This window comes from Erysipelatoclostridium sp. An173, assembly GCF_002160495.1.
Lineage (GTDB): Bacteria > Bacillota_I > Bacilli_A > Erysipelotrichales > Coprobacillaceae > Thomasclavelia > Thomasclavelia merdavium.
The window spans coordinates 93,885-112,723 of record NZ_NFKR01000004.1 but is presented as its reverse complement, the minus strand read 5'-3'; the positions used below and the strand labels follow the sequence as shown (position 1 = coordinate 112,723).

The following is an 18,839-nucleotide window of genomic DNA, read 5'->3' as shown; positions in this document are numbered from 1 at the left end:
ATGAAAATTATTGATATGTTATTAAAAAAACCGACTTTGTCTTTTGAAATTTTTCCACCAAAAAATCATGATGGCGACATTTCATCAATTTATAAAACAATAGATGAATTATCAGCATTAAAACCTGATTTTATATCAGTAACTTATGGTGCTGGGGGATCAACAACTGAACATACTGTTGAAATTGCTTCTAAAATTAAAAATCAATACGGTATTGAAGCGGTAGCTCATTTAAGCTGTATTGATGCTACATCAAAACAACTAACAAAAATATTAAATGAACTAAAAGATAATAATATTCAAAACATTCTAGCTTTACGTGGTGACTACCCTAAAGATTACGATCCTAAAACTGCACCACACGAATTTAAATATGCTAGTGAATTAAATACATTTATCAACAAAAATTATCCTGATACATTTTGTTTAAGTGGAGCTTGTTATCCTGAAGTACATCAAGAAGCAGTTTCCTTAGAAGCCGACTTAGAAGCATTAAAGAAAAAAGTTGATTCAGGAGCACAATATTTAATTACTCAATTATTCTATGACAATAACTATTATTATCGTCTTGTTCGTGAAGCACGTTTAAAAGGAATTAATGTTCCAATTATCGCTGGAATTATGCCTGCAACTAATGCGCGCTCATTATTAAATATCGCTAAATTAAGCGGTGGTAATATTCCTTATAATCTTTCTGCTTCTTTAGAACGTTTCCGTAATAATCCAAAAGCAATGAAAGAAGTAGGATTAAATTATGCTACTAATCAAATTATTGATTTAATTACTAATGGTGTTGATGGTATCCATCTATATACAATGAATCGTCCTGAAATAGCTAAAGAAATATTGATGAGAACTAATAATATATTTGCGGAATTTAAAAATGATTAAAGAAAATGCTTTAAAATACTTAGGTTATCAAAATCAAAAACTTGATCAACAAACTAATTTGTTATTAGATCAGGAATTAGAAGAACTTAAACAGTTCTCATTTAAATACATGTATAAAATCTATACCTTATCTAAAAAGCCTTTAAAAATTAAAGAATTAGATTTGAACATAGATTATCCTGATTTAATTGATTTATTTGACTCATGCAATCAAGTTGTTGTTATGGCATGTACACTAGGAATTGATTTAGATCGAAAATTAAAGTATTACTCAGTTATTGATGTAACTAGAATGACAATATTAGATGCTCTTGCAAGCAGCTATCTTGAATATAAAGCTGATGAATTTGAAAAACAGCAAAATTTTGGTAAACGTACTTTTCGATTTTGTCCTGGTTATGGTAATGTGCCATTAGAACTTAATCATCAATTAGCTAGCGCTCTACAATGTGATAAACATATTGGTCTAACTGTTTTACCCAATGATTTATTATTACCTCAAAAATCAATGATTGGTTTAATTGGTATTGGTGATGATAAAATTAAAAAACATTGTTTTTCATGTAAACTTAAAGATAATTGTAATTATCGGAAAAGAGGTCAAAGATGTTACAAGAACGATTAAAAAAAGAAATATTAGTATTTGATGGTGCCATGGGGACCCAATTACAAGAAGCCGGCTTAAAAGCTGGTGAAATTCCAGAATGTTTAAATATTACTCATCCTGAATTAATCCAATCTATTCATCAAAAATACTTAAATGCTGGTGCTGACTTTATTACAACTAATACTTTTGGTGCCAATGCTTTAAAAATGAAAGATGTTAACTATAGTTTAAAAGAAATAATTGAAGCAGCAATCGATAATGCTAAAGCAGCTCAAAAAAATACCAATCGTCAAAATAATAGTTATATTGCTTTAGACATTGGTCCTATTGGTCAATTATTAGAGCCAATGGGTACTTTATCATTTGACCAGGCTTATGAAATTATCAAAGAACAAGTATTGCTCGCTAAAGATAAGGTTGATTTAGTTTTATTAGAAACAATGACTGATATATATGAAGTTAAAGCTGGGGTTTTGGCTGTTAAAGAAAATAGTGATTTACCAGTCTTTGTTACTATGACTTATGAAACTAACCAGCGAACTCTTTCAGGCTGCGATCCTGTTACAATGGTCAATATTCTTGAAGGATTAAATGTTGATGCTTTAGGTATAAACTGTTCATTAGGGCCAGTGGAATTAACACCGATTATTAATGAAGTCTTAAAAACAGCCTCATTACCGGTTATTTTACAACCAAATGCTGGTTTACCATGTTTAGTTGCCGGTAAAACCTGCTACAACATGGATAGCGATACATTCGTTGCTGAAAGTATTAAACATGTCAAAAATGGTGTCCGCATTATTGGTGGTTGTTGTGGAACAACACCAGAATTTATCGCCAAATTAAAAAAAGCAATACCAGCCAAACCAGTTATTACTACTCCAGTTAAAGCTACTAGAGTATCTAGTGGCAGCAAAACTGTTGAATTTGGTCATCATGTTGTTGTTTGTGGTGAACGTTTAAATCCAACCGGAAAGAAAAAATTAAAAGAAGCTTTAAAACAGCAGCGCTATGATGAATTAGTTATCGAAGCTATTAAACAAGATCAGGCTAAGGCTCATGTTCTTGATGTAAATGTTGGTTTACCAGGAATTGATGAAGTAGCAACAATGAAACATGTAATCAAACTATTACAAGAAGTTATTTCTTTACCATTACAAATTGATAGTTCTAATGCACAAGCAATTGAACAGGCATGTCGTTATTATAATGGTAAACCATTAATAAACTCTGTAAATGGTAAGACTGAAACCATGGAAGCTATTTTCCCAATCGTTAAAAAATACGGTGGTGTTGTTATTGGTTTAACATTAGATGAAAATGGTATTCCACCTAAAGCTAAAGATCGTCTGGAAATCGCTAAAAAAATTATCAAAACTGCTGCTAAATATGGAATTAGTAAAGAAAATATAATTATTGACTGTTTAGTTTTGACGGTCTCTGCTCAACAAAAAGAAGTAATGGAAACAATTAAAGCTGTTAGAATGGTTAAAGAAGAATTAGGTGTTCATACCGTATTAGGCGTTAGCAATGTTTCTTTTGGGCTTCCTAATCGACCACTTTTAAATAAAACCTTTTTAACTATGGCTATGGCAGCTGGATTAGACTTACCAATAATTAATCCTTTAGATAAAGAACTAATGGATGCTATTGATGCTTTCAATGTTTTATATAATTATGATCAAGATGCTACTATTTATATTCAAAATCAATCTAATCAAACTGTTACTTCTATAAAAAATACAACTGATTTTACATTAGAAGATATTATTATTCGTGGTTTAAAAGATGAAGTAAAAACAGCTACAAAAAAACAATTAGAAACTAAAGATGGTCTAGAAATTATCAATAACATTTTAATTCCTGCTTTAGATAAAGTAGGAAAACAATATGAAAATAATACAATTTTCTTACCACAGTTAATTCAAGCTGCTGAAACTTCAAAAATTGCTTTTGGTGTAATCAAAGATACTTTTAAAGAAACAACAGCTACTAAAGGTCCAGTAATTATGGCAACTGTCCATGGTGATATTCATGATATTGGTAAAAATATCGTTAAAGTAGTATTAGAAAGTTATGGTTATAAAATCATCGATTTAGGAAAAGATGTACCACCTGAAACAGTTGTTGATGCTTTCTATCAATATCATCCTAAAGCAATCGGTTTAAGTGCTTTAATGACAACTACTGTTGCTTCAATGGAAAAAACGATTGCAATGTTGAAAAAGATTGATAATATGTGTCCGATTTTTGTTGGCGGTGCTGTCTTAACTGCTGATTATGCTAAAGAAATCAACGCCGATTATTATTCAAAAGATGCTATGGATGCTGTTGAATTATTAAATCGTATCATTGATTAAAATTATAAATTAAAAGACGAGGAGTCCCCTCGTCTTTAATGCATATTACGACTGCGCCAGCAATCATTAGAACGCAAATCACCATTATTAATAATTATAACATTAATTTTCCGCCGTTTATCATATAAAACAGGATCTTCAATACTAGCAATAGCACTTAATCTTTTATGACCATCTTGACAATAATATTGGCCATTTTCGTATCTTACTTTAACTGGAATCGATAAGCCAATTCGTTTTACTGACGATAATAAACTATCTGAAAATTCCTTTTTTTGATATTGAATATCATTAATATCTAACTGATGAATTCTCATATCTAGCTACTTTCCTGATTTGATTGCAAGATACTTAGCTACTTCTTCTTGATCACTAAAATGATGTTTTCCTTCTTTAGTAATTTGATAATCTTCGTGTCCTTTTCCTAAAATCATCAACACATCATTACCTTTTAATAAATCAATTCCCTGACGAATTGCTTTAACACGATCAACTTCTACTACATAATTATCATTTGTAAGCGAAGCAGTAATATCATCAAGAATCTTTAAAGGATCTTCGCTTCGAGGATTGTCACTAGTAAAAATAACATAATCACTATTTTCAACAGCTATTTTACCCATTATAGGTCGTTTTAAAGGATCGCGATCACCACCACAACCAATAATTGTAATAATTTTACCTGCTTTAAATTCATGAGCACTTCTTAAGACATTTAAAACTGCATCAGGGGTATGGGCAAAATCAACAAAAATACTGTTAGTGCCATACTTGATAAGTTCCATTCGTCCTGCTGGTGCCTTTAATTCTTCATTTAATTGTAAAATATCTTCTATTTTAAAACCTAAACAATGAACTAATAACAAGGCAATTAAATAATTATAAACATTATAACGGCCAACCATATTTAATGATGTTTTATATTCATTGCCTTGATAGTTAAATTTAAAGCTAGTTCCTAAATGACTGAAAGTAATTTTTTCAATTAATAAATCCCCTTCATTAGCACTAATAATAATATTGTTATTATTATCTAAAACAAAGTGTTGATAATGAAGATCATCACCATTGATAACTGCAACTTTGTTATTACGTGTTTTTTTAAACAATTTTTGTTTAGCATTAGCATAGTTTTCTAAAGTTTTATGATAATCTAAGTGATCTTGCGTCAAATTAGTAAAAGCAACTTCATCAAATTCTAGTCCATAGATTCTTTCCATATCTAAAGCATGTGAACTTACTTCCATAACAAAATATTCTACACCATGATCTTTAGCTTCTAATAACATATTATATAGTACATCAACATCTGGAGTTGTATTAACCATTGGCTTTTTAACATCACCATAATAAAAACCAACTGTTCCCATATAAGCTACTTTTTGCCCTAACATTTTTAAAATCTGATAAATCATTAAACATGTAGTTGTTTTTCCATTAGTCCCTGTTAATCCAATTAATTTCATATCTTTAATTAATGGATAATAATTTTTATATAAATATTCTTTTAAATATTCTCGAGTACTTTCAACTATTATTGTCTCAACACTATACTTTCCATGTTCAGCAATTATTTTAATCGCTCCATTTTTTATAGCTTGTTCAATATAATCATGTCCATCTCTTACAACATTAGGAATAGCGATAAATGTATCACCTGGTTTTACTTTTCTTGAATCTGTTTTTAATGCAACTTCCACAATTTCCACCTCATTTATCTTTATTGTATTATAAAATGTCTAAAAAACTATAATGTTTTTTGTTTATAAACATCTTGTTTACACTCGCTAATTATATCATGATAATAATTGTAATTTAAGTAAAAACACACATATTCGTTTTTTTATGAATATGTGTGCATATATCTTTATTTAGTTTGATTATCTTTTATATCCGTATTTATCTCATCACTTGACTTATCTATTTCAGTATTACTCTGTAATCCTTCTTTTTCTAACTCACTGTCATTTACATCTACTTTATTTTCACTTTGATCTTTAAATTTAACCCAAATATCACCATTTTCATCAACATACTGTTCCCCGATCATTTCTTGTTGTTGATTATCTTCACCAATAAAAAAAACTCTAATAGTATCTTTAACAGTATTACTGATTTTACCTTCAGTTAAAGCATCAACAGTTTTTACTCCACCTAATAATACTAAACAAGTAACCATACTAAACATTACTTTTTTTAATTTCTTTTTTTTCATATTTAACCTTCTTTCATAAAGAGTATAAGCAATTTTATTACCGGTCATCATTTTAATTTTGTCAGTATCAATTTGTAGCATTTACTCTTTCCTCCTTAGTTTTTTTCTAATTCTATGTAATTTTACTTTCATATAATTAGTTTTCTGCTTTTTTATTTTAGCAATTTCTTTAATCTTATATCCTTCAATATAATAAAGTTGAAATATTTCTTTTTCATCATCAGTTAGATGTTGCATTTTTTCTTCAATAAGCAACATATAATTAAAATCTTCTTGATAATATCCCTGTTTGTTTAAAATCTGATCATTGTATTCAACGTATTGTTTAGTTTGTTTTAATTTATTATAAGTACAGTTTTTAGCTATAACTGCCAGATATGATTTAATGTTTTTAATATTATCTTGATTTTTCCAAAAAAGATAAAAAGTATCAGCAATAATTTCTTCTATATCTTGATAAGATAATTTATTTCCCGCAAGATTATAAATAATTGTAAATACATAGTGACTATATTCTTCAATAATTAAATCAATGTTTAATTCAACATTGTTCTTCAAATTGATACCTCCTTTGAATCGATTCACTATATAGACAATTAATATTTAATAAAGGTTACAAAAAAAGCGATCAAATTGACCGCTTCTAACTTATTTTCTATTTCTAATCCATTTAATTACTTGAATAATTGGTAAGTTAGCTAACGCTAAACCATAAACAATCATTAATTGTTGGATTGTAAGAGTTTGAACTTTAAACATTGAATCTAAGAATGGTACCATTAAGACACAAGTAATTAAAACAAATCCGATTAAAAATGCACCTTGTAAATACTTATTATTAAAGAACCCACGTTTAAATAACACTGGTGCTTTAGATTTACAGTTATAACCATGTACTAATCTTGATAAACATAAAGTTCCAAATGCCATTGTACTTGCAAGTAATGCATTTTCTTGATAACCAATCATGAAAGCAATCATAGTCATAATAGAAATTACTAAACCTTCTAATCCAATACTTGTTAAGAAAGTACGAGTTAAAATTGATTCATTCATTGGACGAGGTTTTTCATTCATTACTGAACTATCATGAGGTTCTAACCCTAAAGCAATTGCTGGTAAACTATCAGTTAATAAATTAATAAATAACAAATGAACTGGAGCAAATGGTACCGGCAATGCCAATACAGATGCATATAAAACTACTAAAATAGCTCCAAAGTTACCAGATAATAAGAATTGAATAGCATCTTTAATATGAGCGTAAATATTACGACCATTTTCAACTGCTTTGATAATTGTAGCAAAGTTATCATCAGTTAATACCATTGCTGCAGCATCTTTAGATACTTCACTACCAGTAATACCCATAGCAACACCAATATCAGCTTGTTTTAATGCTGGAGCATCATTTACACCATCACCAGTCATGGCTACGATATTACCTTTATCTTGCCATGCCTTAACAATTCGAATCTTATGTTCAGGAGAAACACGAGCATAAACACGTTTATCTTCAACAAATTCACGTAATTGTTCATCACTTAACTTATCAATTGCACTACCTTCAACGGCTTGAGAAATATCTGTTAAAATACCAATTCTTTTTGCAATTGCAGCAGCTGTAATTTTATGGTCACCAGTAATCATGATTGGCGTAATTCCTGCCATTTTACTTTTTCTTACGGCTTCAGCACTTTCTTGACGAGGTGGATCCATCATAGAGATTAATCCTAAGAAAATTAATTCATTTTCATCTTCATATTCAAGAACTTTTTCTTGGTCAAATTTACGATAAGTAACAGCAAGAACACGAAGACCATTTTTAGAAAATTCCATGTTCATTGCTAAAATATCTTCTCTATCTTGATCAGTAATTTCAACTACCTGATTATTTTTACGAATATATTTAATACGACCCATCAAGGCATCAACAGCCCCTTTAGTAATCATTGTATAGCCATCTTTTAATAAATGGAAAGTTGACATCATTTTACGATCACTATCAAATGGTAATTCGCTTAAACGTGGGTAAACACCACGAACTCTACTTGCTGGTACTCCTAATTTTTTACTTAAATTAATAAGTGCTGTTTCAGTAGGGTCACCAATTTCTTTACCATCTACATTTGAAGAGTCATTACATAAAACACTCATTCGCATTAAATCTTTATGGAAAGGAATATTTGGATCAATTTGATCAGCTGGAATTCTTTGTCCTTCAACATAATAATCTTCAACAGTCATTTTGTTTTGTGTTAATGTTCCTGTTTTATCAGAACAAATAATTGATACACTTCCAAGACCTTCAACAGCTTGTAATTTACGAATAATTGCTCCTTCACGAGCCATTTTTTGAGTTCCAAATGACAATACAATTGTAACGATTGAGCTTAATGCTTCTGGAATTGCAGCAACAGCTAATGCAACTGCAAACATGAAGGCATCGCCAACATTACCACCTTGAAGAATATTTAAACCAAATAAAATAGCACAGAAAATAATAATGATAATTGATAATTTTTTTCCAAAATTATCTAAGTTAACTTGTAAAGGTGTCTTCTTTTCTGAAGTAGATTTTAATAACTGAGCAATTTTACCAACTTCAGTTTCCATACCAATTGCAGTTACTAAAAATGTTCCACGTCCATAAGTAACAAAGCTTCCTGAATAAACCATATTAGTACGATCTCCAAGTGGAACTTCGCCTTCAATAGCATCAGTATCTTTTTCAACAGCGACACTTTCACCAGTTAATGCACTTTCATCAACTTTCATACTAGCGTTTTCTAAAATTCTTCCATCAGCAGGAATATAATCACCAGCTTCAAGATGAACTTCATCACCAATAGTTACTTCTTTGCTAGGAATTTCAACAATCTTACCATCTCTTAAGACTTTAGCAGTCGGTGACGATAATTCTTTTAAACTATTTAAAGATTGTTCTGCTTTAACTGTTTGAACAGTTCCTAAAATAGCATTAATTGTAATAACAATTAAAATTACGATTGCACTTTCAAAATCTCCTAAAAATCCTGAAATTATCGCTGCAATAATCAAGATTATAACTAAGAAATCTTTATATTGCTCTAAAAATACCATCAGCAGACTTTTCTTTTTAGCTTCAACAAGCTCATTTAAACCATACTTTTCTTGATTAGCTTTAACCTGCTGTTCTGTTAACGGTTTTAGGGATCCATTAACTTGTTTTCTTACCTCTGTTTTACTTTTGTTGTAATAAGCTTTCATCTTTTTTCTCCTTTTTTAACACAATAAAAGCGAGCCCTTTTATTGCATAATAATTTTGCAATAAAAGTCTCGCTATTTAATCACGTTCCGGATGATTTAAATCATCGTATTGACGAAATCGTAAACACTACTGTGTCAGCTACTCCCTTTTATGAAAATCATTCTAAACTTAAACTTGACTAAAGTCAATCATTTTTTTCAAATAAAACAACATTTATTGCTTTATTTACAATTTTAAGTTGATAAATTCCCGCTGGATAAACTTCCCCGTCAATATTTACTTCCTTGTTACTTTCAACTTCAACTTCTTTTAATTGCTTATGATAATACAATTTACCTTGTTCTAACTTTTCAGTTAACAATAACGTTACATAATATGGTAACTGTGATTTTTTTAACTGTGGTACTAAATTAATATCAATTAAACCATTTTTAACATCAGCATATTTGCCTATTTTAAATCCACCACCAAAATATTTACCATTACAAAAAGCACCTATTAGTAGCTTATCTTTATATATAGTCTTTCCTTGATAACGCAAAGTAACTGGTAGAGGATGGTATTTTACAAAGCGTCGAACTAGTACATTTACATATTGTAATGAACGTGGTAATACTTTAATTTGACGATATTTATGAACATTATTTGCTACATCACTATCAAGTGCTAAACAAAAAACATTGATACAATAAATATCGTTAGCTTTGATCAAATCAATTGGCTGGGCTGGTAGTTTTAATGATTTTTTTAACAAAGTTTCTAAATCTCGGGTATTGGCAATTATTCTAATAAAATCATTACCAGTACCAGCTGGCAAAATTACTAATTCATTATCACTGCCTGCTAAACCTTGAACAACTTCATGAATCAATCCATCACCGCCAACTGCATAAATACGATGATGACAGCCTTGATAACTAGCTGCTATAGCACTTGCGTGTTTAGGATATTTTGTATATTTGATTTCATAGGGATAACCCTGCATATTTTTTACGATTAATGTTTCTATTTTTACGTTATTAGGATTGGGCTTTATTATAAATATGTGCTTTTGATTCATGTTTTAACCTCCAATGTATCTATATTTTAACAAATTTATTAATTTTTTGATACTAATAATAGTTTTAATCGTTAATAATTATTTTGGTGACATGATGTTATTTATTAATTTAATGCTTTTTGGATTATTTATCTTTTTTGATATTTTAAATATTAATAGTAGTTATATAAAATGGTTTACGACATTAAACAACTTTATTTATTCCATTCTTTATTTAAAAAATTCTTTTATATTAAAAGCAGTATTTTTTTCACTTATTGCTGATTATCTTTTATTATTTACAGATTATTATATTTTAGGTATTATCTTTTTTATCTTAGTGCAAATTCAATATATGAAATTACTATCTTATCAAAGTTATTTACCATGGTTATTTTTAATTATAATTTTTATTGATTCTCTTATTAGTCTAGCATTAGTTTATTTATTTTTTAGTTTAACTAATTTAATTTATTGTATTAAAAGTAAAAACACAAATATGTTAATGGTAATTACTCTTTTACTATGTTGTGATATTATTATTGCCTTAACTTACTTAAAAATACTACCTCCTTCTTTATGTAAGTTTTCGTGGTTATTTTATTTTCCTAGCCAATATTTATTAATTAAAAAACATTCACCATAAAACAAATTGCGATATGAATTACATATCGCAACTTGTTAGTTTTCTATTTATGTCCATGATGACCATGATGACTACCTTGATGTCCATGCTGGTCAGCATCAGTGTCATTTTGATTATTATTTGATAAAGAATGAATTAGATCATGTATTTCTTTCATCGTCATCTCTTGTACCTGTTCAAGTGTTATATCAGGATCTAAACTTTTAATTTTTAAATATGCCTTATATTTACCATATGAAAGACCTACATCATGAGCCTCTTCAACTTCTTCCATTTGAGCATGATAACAATAGGTATTTTCTGTTTTTGCTGTAGATGATTCTATATTAGAAAAAATTCTAGTTGACTGTTTACCGTCTTTGCCAATTACACAAATAGTCATGACTTCGTTATTAGATAAAAGCTCTATAATATCCTGACTATTTAATATCTTATCAATAGCATCATTATAATTCATATGTTTTATATCCAATGACTCTATTAATTCTTGACCATCATCATTATAACCTGTTACTGATATTACTCTATCAAAGCGATTAACACTCAATTCAATTGATGGATTGACATCCATACTAATCTCTACTGTTGGTGTAAAATAAAGCCAATAACCACCCCAAAAAGCAAATAACACACATATCGCAATTGGGACTAAACGCCAATACCTAGTCTTTTTAGGTTTTTGATTGTAACCATTAGTTTTATTTAAAATAAAATCCTTAGTCTTATTTTTTAGTTCATCTTCAGCTTGAATCTGATCAAAAGCCTTTTTAATTTTTTCATTCATACTCATCACCTCCTAATTTTTCTCGAAGCATTTTTTTAGAACGAGTTAGGAGCGTATAAACAGTATTTACATTTTTACCTAAAATATGACTAATCTGTGGTGCACTATAGCCTTCATAATAATGTAAATAAACAACATTGCGATACTTTTGAGGAAGCGAAAGAACAGCTTCTAAAACTTCTCTATATTCTGATGGTATCGCTTCAGGCTTTTCAACTATATCATCCAATGATACTGTGCGATTTCTAAAAAAACTTTTGAGTAAATCTTTACATTTATTAATTGTAACTCGAATAAACCACGCTTTTTCATGTTCATCGTTTTCAAACTTTATTGAACTTGTAGCATATTTCAAAAAAACATTTTGAAATATATCTTCGGTATCCGCATAATTTTTCAAATAAATCATACATAATCGTCGAACAGTATCGCCATATAACTCAATTACTCTATTTACCTCTTGTTCGCTTCGCATTAAAACTATCCTTTTTATTAATGATGTCTATTATGTTGTCGGTGATGACTATGCCGATTATCACAAATACCATCACTATTTGAATCACTGTAATGACAAGAATTATGTTTATGATTACAATTGCTCTTACCACAAATATCACAATTATTGCCATTATTTGATGTACTTACATTATTTTGACATATACCACAGCCATCACAAATCCCATTATTATCACTATCAACATGAAAACAACCACTATTAATATAATTATTCACACCTTCTTTACTAGTAACATAACTATATTTAGTTTCGTTTTCAGGCGTATACGTATCTGGTGAATCTGCCTTTAGAATTTTTACTCCAACTGTTAACATTATCACAACTGTTAAAATACTAACTACTATTTTTTTCATTGATATCCCTCCTCGATTATTTAGACATTAACTTGTGCCTTCATAAATAATACGATTGGTAAGTAAAAATCCATTCATTCTTTTAAAAATTTTTTTATTTAATGAATTATAACTATTAATATTATATAATTTATCCTTAAATATTTAAGATAATTTTTTATATATTTATTTATTTTTATCAATATTAGTGTTATACTTGTCTAGTAATGTCCTCATAGTGAAATGGATATCACGTAACCCTCCGGAGGTTAAGTTGTAGGTTCGATTCCTACTGAGGATGCCAGATTGACTAAATACCGCATTCTAGTGCGGTTTTTTTTATTGAAAATATCGTTGTGCATAACTCATGCATAATTTTATTTATTATCATCAAACATAAAATAGACAAAACTCTTGTTAAAAAAGATATAAAAAATCCTAGAGTATAAGCCCTAGGATCTTTCAATGTATTTGTTATTTACATAATACAATTTGTGATACTTATCTTCAATATTGACTAAATACCGTATTCTAGTGCGGGGTTTTTATTGAAAATTGAGCATGGCAGTAAAATTTATTATAGTTAACTATTTCATTTTATAATAGCTAAAGTTTTTTATAGATAATATATTTTCAAATCATGATGAATGATTCATCATAGTGACTAGCATTGTATTTTGTAATATAATATTTATAGAAATTTTAACTTTAAACTTTATTAATAATAAAAATTTTTGTAAAATTCTACCGTACAATTCTTTTCAACAAAGAAATATTTTAAATAAGAACAGGTGATGAAGAACAATGAAAGAAAAAGATTATAATCTAGAGATTATCCGTAATATATCATTTCTATCGGTTATTATAATTCATATAGCAAATTATTACTGTCGAGCATTTGATAAAATACCTCAAAATGAGTATATATTTTCTTTGATTCTTGATACATTAGCTAGGGTCAGTGTTCCATGCTTTTTCATGATTTCAGGTGCTTTATTACTAGGAAGGGATGAGCCATTAAAAAAACATTGGCATCGTCTTATAAGATTTCTCATTCCTTTTATCGTATGGAGCATAATTTATTATTTTTGGAATATTTATTATTTAAAAGAACCTCAGTTATTTAGAGAAATTTTATATTTTCCAATAACCGAGCATCTATGGTATCTATATGCAATAATTCCAATTTATATAGTATTACCGTTCTTTCAAATAATGTGTCGCCATATGTCATTAAAAACAGAACGAGCATTTTTGATAATAATTACAATCACTGTTATATTTAATTATATATTATCATTAGATGAACTAAAGCCATATTATGACTTACCGTTAATTGGTGATCGAGTATATTCTTATTATTTCTTTATCGGTTATTATATTTACAAATATAAAAAACACATACCTATAAATCAAAAAAATTTAATAATTACATTTTTAGGTTCAATGGCAATTACAGCATTTCTAACTGCATCAATATCATATTCAATTGGTGATCACTATGAAGAAATATTAGAATATGGCAATCCATTAATTATCTTAGCTAGTGCTGCCTTTTTCCTTTTTGTATTGCGGCTTGCGAAGTATAAAATAACGCCTAGTATAAAAACAAAAAAAATTATTGATTTATTAAGCGGTTGTTCATTTGGGATATATCTAATCCATATTATCTTTTTAGATATTTATAAAAATCATATGCAAGCAGCTGATTTATCAGCATGGATTGCGATACCTATGCTTACAATAACGATTGCTATTATATCCTTTGTTTGTGTTTGGCTATTAAGGCATTTTAAATTAGGTAGAAAGATTACTTAGATTTATTGTTAATAATAGATAGAATACTCAACTAATAAAAGTTGGGTATTTTTTAATTTATTAAAAAAGCCTGAATTTAATTTTCAGACTCAAAATCAATATATTTATTATTAATGTAATACTGCTGACTATTTTGATCTTCGATAACGCTATAACAAAAACCTGTTGCAATTATTATATATAATTCTTTAGTAGATAAAGGTAATCCTCTTATGTCTTGAGCACCTAAAAAAAGCTTGACTTTATTAATCACTATAAAAATTTCGCCTCCATAAAATATATTACCCATTTTTTCTAATCTTAAGTCAATAACAACAGATCCAAATTAACTTTATCTTATATATAAAAAGCACTGCATTTTATAACAGTACTTTTTAATATAAGATAAACTTAAACATATTAAATTGTAATTACAAATGTATAATTTCCACTGCCAACATCTTTTTTAACAAAATTTGATAAAACAATATCAGCTGTAGTATTAACTGGAACTGTTACATGAACAATTATCTGGTTTTTAATTCGTTGCCAATCAACTTTAATCTTTCCATAAGGACTGTTTTCTTGAATCGATACAAATTCCAAACCACAATCAAGTGCTGGTGCAACTTTGAATTTTTTATAACTTGGTTCAATTATTTGTAATCCTCCTAATTCTCTATACATCCAGTCACCAATGCAGCCAAAAGCATAATGGTTATAACTATAGGTACTTACTGTTCCATCTTCACCAACAGCACCCCAGCTTTCCCATATTGATGTAGCTCCATGTTCTACCATGTATAACCAGCTTGGACATTTTGTTTGAAATAACAATTGATAAGCAACATCACGTTTTCCGTTTTCGCACAATACATCCATTAAAAATAACACACTTAAAAAACCAGTATCTAAACAATTATTATTATCTTTTATTAATTTACATAAATGTTCAACCATTTTAGGACGCACTGTTTCACTAACTAAATTATTTTTTAAAGCAATAACATATATTCCTTGAAAATCAGCATCAATAGTACCATCTTCATGAACATATTCTTCAATAAAAGCCTGGCGAATTTTATCATATAATTGCTTGTATTTTTGACTATCATCTTCTTTTTTTAAAATAGTTGCAATTTTAGCCATGTATTGACAACTAAAAGCAGCATAGGCTGGTGCAACAATTTCCATTGTTGCATATGCAGTATCCATCATTGCTCCACCATCAGGATTATTTAAAACTAGACTTGGTATTAGCCAATCACCAAAATGAAAATCAGTATTCCATAAATAATAACTACGTTTCTTTCTAGCCTGATCATAAGTATCATAATCTTTAGGATGATGATTATGCATTCGCTCTTCAATATAATTCATCCATTTTTTCATAGCATCATAATTATCAATTAAAACCTGTTTATCACCATAAGCCTCATAAATGGCATATGGCACTGTTAAAACAGCATCACCCCAGCCACAGCTAGTTTCAAAACCAGTCATTCCTTTAATAAAAATTTCATAAGCTTTCAAATAAGGAACAACTACGGGGATTTCTCCATTTTTTAACTGATCAACACGAACATTATTCATCCAGCTTCTTAAAAAAGAGTGAGCATTAGAATTAAAACACATTGTTGGAGCATAAGCCATGATATCTCCAGTCCAGCCAGCTTTTTCACGCTGAGGACAATCGGTTGGAATTGAAATTGAATTAGCTACTTGACTAGATACAATATTATGTTGTAATTGATTTATTAATTGATTATTAGTTTTAAAAGAACTAATTGATTCCATATCACTACTTATTACATTAATTTTAAAATCATCAAGGGATATTGTTTGTGGCCAGTTAGTAATTCGAATATAACGGAAACCATGATAAGTATAATGAGGTCGAAACGTTTGAAAACCATCTTTAGTAATATAAATATCAGTCTGTTCTTTATTAGTACCTAAAATATTATTATAGTAATTTCCATTAGTATCCAAAACTTCTGAATGTTCTAGTTTAATTTCAATTCCAGCTTTAGCAGTTAATGAAAATTCAACAAATCCAGCAACAATTTTACCAGCATCAATAACTGTTTCGTTAGCTGGTGTTTTAATAATTCTTTTTGGCTTAAAACTATTAATTATCCGTACTGGCTCACTACTTTGGCCAACTAAATTATCAATTGGATAATCAACTTCTTTAACTTCATCCCAGTTACTATCATCATAATCTGTTTTTAACCAGCCAGATAACTCTTTTCGAGCATCATATTTTTCGCCTACAAATAAATCTGAAAAAATAATTGGACCGCTCATTGATTTCCCTTGACTACCAGTAATAATTTGTTTAGAACCATCATGATAGGTAATAACACTTTCAAATAATAATCCTAGTTTATTTCCATATTGACAACTATCACCTGTTGTTCCTACTCGACCACATCACCAGCCATCACCTATAATAATACCAAAAACATTTTTACCCATTTGTAATAATGGAGTAATGTCATAAGTTTGATATTGTAATAATTTATGATAAGATGTATTTTCTGGTGCAAATTCTCTATTATCATAGCGCACTCCATTAACATAAAACTGATAAATACCATGTGCTGTCATATATACACGTGCCTTTTTAATTGCTTTTTTTGATTCAAAAGGGATTCGAATATATTTAGATGGTCTAAATTCAGCAAAATCTCTTTCTCTATCTAAATTTGTATTAGAAGCAACAGATTCCCGGTCCATCTGTTTTCCTTCCAAACTTTAAGGTGTTGGTTCCTGTTCTGGTTCAATCCAGCTAGCTTCAAACGGTATATTTAAACGCCCAGTTTCAAAATAAGTTTCATAATAAGCTTTATGATCATAGTTATCCCAAACATTAAGTTTAATTATATATCTAACCATTGGTTTAGGAATAAATCCTTTTACAATATTTTCAATACTACTATTACTTTCAACTTTTCCGGTATCAATCACTAATTTATTTTCATCAAATATTTGAATTTGATAGGCTTTTTGAAAAACATTACTTTCAAAACTTTCTAGTTTCCATGCAAAACGTGGCTTGTAACTATCAATTCCAATTGGCTCTATTAAATTTTCAACTGTTATTTCTTTAATAACCAAATTATCTTCCATTTTGTCTTTCTCCTTATTTTTGATTATTATCCTTCAGGCTATAAATTAAATAATCTAAACAATCAATTTTCTTTTGTTCATGATGTAATTTTTCCAATAAATGACATCTTTCAATTTTTAAAAGATGAATAGCATTTTTTAAATTATCATTCTTTAAATTTTCAATAACATCTTCAACCTGTTTACACCCAATTTCTAATAAACAAGACTTTATTTCATTTTCATCTAATTGATTTTTCATCACACCAGCCCTCCTTAATTATTATTTTAACTTTGCATATTCTTAATATCAAATACCTATAATAAAAATAAGCATATGCTTTATAAGCATATACTAGTTTTTGCATTATTTACCTTTAATATCTAAATTACCATATTCATCAATTGTCTTTTTTACAATATCTAAAAAACATTGAGAAACTTTATTTAAAACTTGATATTTTTTCCAAATAAAATAGTAAGTAACTTCTATTGAAGCTTCTAATGGTCGAAAACATAAATTACTTTTACCAGTAGTATTGACTAGATTATCAAAACAAATCGCATATCCTAGTCCATCTTCAACCATCAAAGTCGCATTAAATAACAGACTATACTTAGAAATTATATTTAAGTGATCGATATCATTATTAAACCATTCTACCAATTCAGAGTTTTCACTTGTTTCTTTAGAAATAATCAGTGGTTTATCTTTAATATCATTAAAAGATATTGTTTCAAGTTGTGCTAGTGGATCATCTTTTAACATTAGTACACCCCAATGATGTCTGATTGGCATTTCTAAATGATTGTAATTAGAAATTTTAGGATGTTTTGTAATCATTCCAAAGTCAATTAAACCATTATCAATCTTTTCAATAATATCAGGACCATTACCACTATGTATATTAAACTTTACTCCAGGATGTAATTTTTGCATTTTTTTCATTGCATTTGTAATGATTCTTAATGTTTGACATTCACCTGATCCAATATAAATATTACCGCTTAAAACTGAATCCATTGTTATTAATTCTTGTTCAGTTTTATTTATCAAACTAACAATTTCTTCAGCTCTTTGTCTAAGTAAAATTCCTTCATCTGTCAATGTTATTTTTTTATTACTTCTAATAAATAATTGCTTACCAATTTCATCTTCCAAATCTTTCATTTGTCTCGATAAAGTTGGTTGTGTAATATGCAATGCTTTTGCAGCTCCTGATATAGTTTCTTCTCTGGCAATCGCTAAAAAATACTCTAAGACCCGAATTTCCATTAATGCTATCC

Annotated in this window: 19 protein-coding genes, 1 tRNA gene and 1 pseudogene; 6 read left to right on the top strand and 15 right to left on the bottom strand. The window is 28.7% G+C overall.

Going from position 1 to position 18,839, the window contains the following annotated elements:
• Genes metF through B5F09_RS03010 form a run of 3 tightly spaced genes read left to right on the top strand, consistent with a single transcriptional unit; the run spans nt 1 to nt 3,858 of the window.
• Nucleotides 1-891 (top strand): methylenetetrahydrofolate reductase [NAD(P)H], encoded by an 891-nt coding sequence (gene metF, locus B5F09_RS03020; protein ID WP_087301499.1) that lies wholly within the window; start codon nt 1-3, stop codon nt 889-891.
• Complete coding sequence (locus B5F09_RS03015; protein ID WP_087371431.1) at nt 884-1,516, top strand: vitamin B12 dependent methionine synthase; 633 nt, start codon at nt 884-886, stop codon at nt 1,514-1,516. The genes metF and B5F09_RS03015 overlap by 8 nt, the downstream gene beginning before the upstream one ends.
• Complete coding sequence (locus B5F09_RS03010) at nt 1,498-3,858, top strand: homocysteine S-methyltransferase family protein (protein ID WP_087301503.1); 2,361 nt, start codon at nt 1,498-1,500, stop codon at nt 3,856-3,858. The genes B5F09_RS03015 and B5F09_RS03010 overlap by 19 nt, the downstream gene beginning before the upstream one ends.
• Nucleotides 3,859-3,893: 35 nt before the next feature.
• Here the strand turns inward: B5F09_RS03010 and B5F09_RS03005 are convergent, their stop codons facing one another.
• From B5F09_RS03005 to B5F09_RS02980, 6 genes are all read right to left on the bottom strand, one after another.
• Nucleotides 3,894-4,175 carry a ParB N-terminal domain-containing protein gene (locus B5F09_RS03005; RefSeq protein WP_087371428.1) on the bottom strand — a complete coding sequence of 94 codons (282 nt, stop codon included), beginning with the start codon at nt 4,173-4,175 and terminating at the stop codon, nt 3,894-3,896.
• Nucleotides 4,176-4,181: 6 nt separating this feature from the next.
• Nucleotides 4,182-5,558, bottom strand: a complete 1,377-nt coding sequence (locus B5F09_RS03000) for a UDP-N-acetylmuramoyl-L-alanyl-D-glutamate--2,6-diaminopimelate ligase (RefSeq protein WP_087371426.1) — start codon at nt 5,556-5,558, stop codon at nt 4,182-4,184.
• 167 nt (nt 5,559-5,725) lie between these two features.
• On the bottom strand, nt 5,726-6,154 hold the full coding sequence (locus B5F09_RS02995) for a hypothetical protein (RefSeq protein WP_087301509.1): 429 nt from the start codon (nt 6,152-6,154) through the stop codon (nt 5,726-5,728).
• Complete coding sequence (locus tag B5F09_RS02990) at nt 6,155-6,631, bottom strand: RNA polymerase sigma factor (RefSeq protein WP_158095212.1); 477 nt, start codon at nt 6,629-6,631, stop codon at nt 6,155-6,157.
• Nucleotides 6,632-6,721: 90 nt separating this feature from the next.
• Nucleotides 6,722-9,322 (bottom strand): cation-translocating P-type ATPase, encoded by a 2,601-nt coding sequence (locus B5F09_RS02985; protein WP_087371423.1) that lies wholly within the window; start codon nt 9,320-9,322, stop codon nt 6,722-6,724.
• A 185-nt stretch (nt 9,323-9,507) separates the two neighbouring features.
• On the bottom strand, nt 9,508-10,383 hold the full coding sequence (locus B5F09_RS02980) for a diacylglycerol kinase family protein (RefSeq protein WP_087371421.1): 876 nt from the start codon (nt 10,381-10,383) through the stop codon (nt 9,508-9,510).
• A 94-nt stretch (nt 10,384-10,477) separates the two neighbouring features.
• Between B5F09_RS02980 and B5F09_RS02975 the strand changes: the two genes are divergently transcribed.
• Nucleotides 10,478-11,008, top strand: a complete 531-nt coding sequence (locus tag B5F09_RS02975; RefSeq protein WP_087371416.1) for a hypothetical protein — start codon at nt 10,478-10,480, stop codon at nt 11,006-11,008.
• Between the two features lie 43 nt (nt 11,009-11,051).
• On the opposite strand, the gene B5F09_RS02970 is transcribed toward B5F09_RS02975, so the two are convergent.
• From B5F09_RS02970 to B5F09_RS02960, 3 genes are read right to left on the bottom strand one after another with little or no spacing between them, the layout of a single operon-like run.
• On the bottom strand, nt 11,052-11,792 hold the full coding sequence (locus B5F09_RS02970; protein WP_087371413.1) for a hypothetical protein: 741 nt from the start codon (nt 11,790-11,792) through the stop codon (nt 11,052-11,054).
• Nucleotides 11,785-12,267, bottom strand: a complete 483-nt coding sequence (locus B5F09_RS02965; protein ID WP_087301520.1) for an RNA polymerase sigma factor — start codon at nt 12,265-12,267, stop codon at nt 11,785-11,787. Before B5F09_RS02965 ends, B5F09_RS02970 begins: the two co-directional genes overlap by 8 nt.
• Nucleotides 12,268-12,284: 17 nt before the next feature.
• Entirely contained in the window at nt 12,285-12,662 is a 378-nt protein-coding gene (locus tag B5F09_RS02960; RefSeq protein ID WP_087371410.1) for a hypothetical protein, read from the bottom strand.
• A gap of 208 nt (nt 12,663-12,870) precedes the next feature.
• Here B5F09_RS02960 and B5F09_RS02955 point away from each other — a divergent pair.
• Both B5F09_RS02955 and B5F09_RS02950 read left to right on the top strand, forming a co-directional pair.
• Nucleotides 12,871-12,945, top strand: a tRNA-Arg gene (locus B5F09_RS02955).
• A gap of 500 nt (nt 12,946-13,445) precedes the next feature.
• Nucleotides 13,446-14,459 carry an acyltransferase gene (locus B5F09_RS02950; RefSeq protein WP_087371407.1) on the top strand — a complete coding sequence of 338 codons (1,014 nt, stop codon included), beginning with the start codon at nt 13,446-13,448 and terminating at the stop codon, nt 14,457-14,459.
• A gap of 76 nt (nt 14,460-14,535) precedes the next feature.
• Here B5F09_RS02950 and B5F09_RS14815 read toward each other — a convergent pair whose 3' ends face one another.
• The 6 genes and pseudogenes from B5F09_RS14815 to B5F09_RS02925 form a co-directional block, all read right to left on the bottom strand.
• A complete protein-coding gene (locus B5F09_RS14815) occupies nt 14,536-14,712 on the bottom strand; it encodes a hypothetical protein (RefSeq protein WP_158095213.1) in 177 nt (58 codons plus the stop codon).
• A 146-nt stretch (nt 14,713-14,858) separates the two neighbouring features.
• A complete protein-coding gene (locus tag B5F09_RS15145; protein WP_239404231.1) occupies nt 14,859-15,125 on the bottom strand; it encodes an alpha-L-rhamnosidase C-terminal domain-containing protein in 267 nt (88 codons plus the stop codon).
• A pseudogene (locus B5F09_RS02945) lies at nt 15,126-17,180 on the bottom strand (family 78 glycoside hydrolase catalytic domain); the annotation flags it as partial. It lies immediately after the preceding gene.
• Between the two features lie 18 nt (nt 17,181-17,198).
• Nucleotides 17,199-17,573 carry a hypothetical protein gene (locus B5F09_RS02935; RefSeq protein WP_087301530.1) on the bottom strand — a complete coding sequence of 125 codons (375 nt, stop codon included), beginning with the start codon at nt 17,571-17,573 and terminating at the stop codon, nt 17,199-17,201.
• A 13-nt stretch (nt 17,574-17,586) separates the two neighbouring features.
• Nucleotides 17,587-17,814 carry a hypothetical protein gene (locus tag B5F09_RS02930; protein ID WP_087301532.1) on the bottom strand — a complete coding sequence of 76 codons (228 nt, stop codon included), beginning with the start codon at nt 17,812-17,814 and terminating at the stop codon, nt 17,587-17,589.
• A gap of 105 nt (nt 17,815-17,919) precedes the next feature.
• Nucleotides 17,920-18,828, bottom strand: coding sequence for a LysR family transcriptional regulator (locus B5F09_RS02925; protein WP_087371395.1), 909 nt, complete (start codon nt 18,826-18,828; stop codon nt 17,920-17,922).
• Between the last annotated feature and the right edge of the window lie 11 nt (nt 18,829-18,839).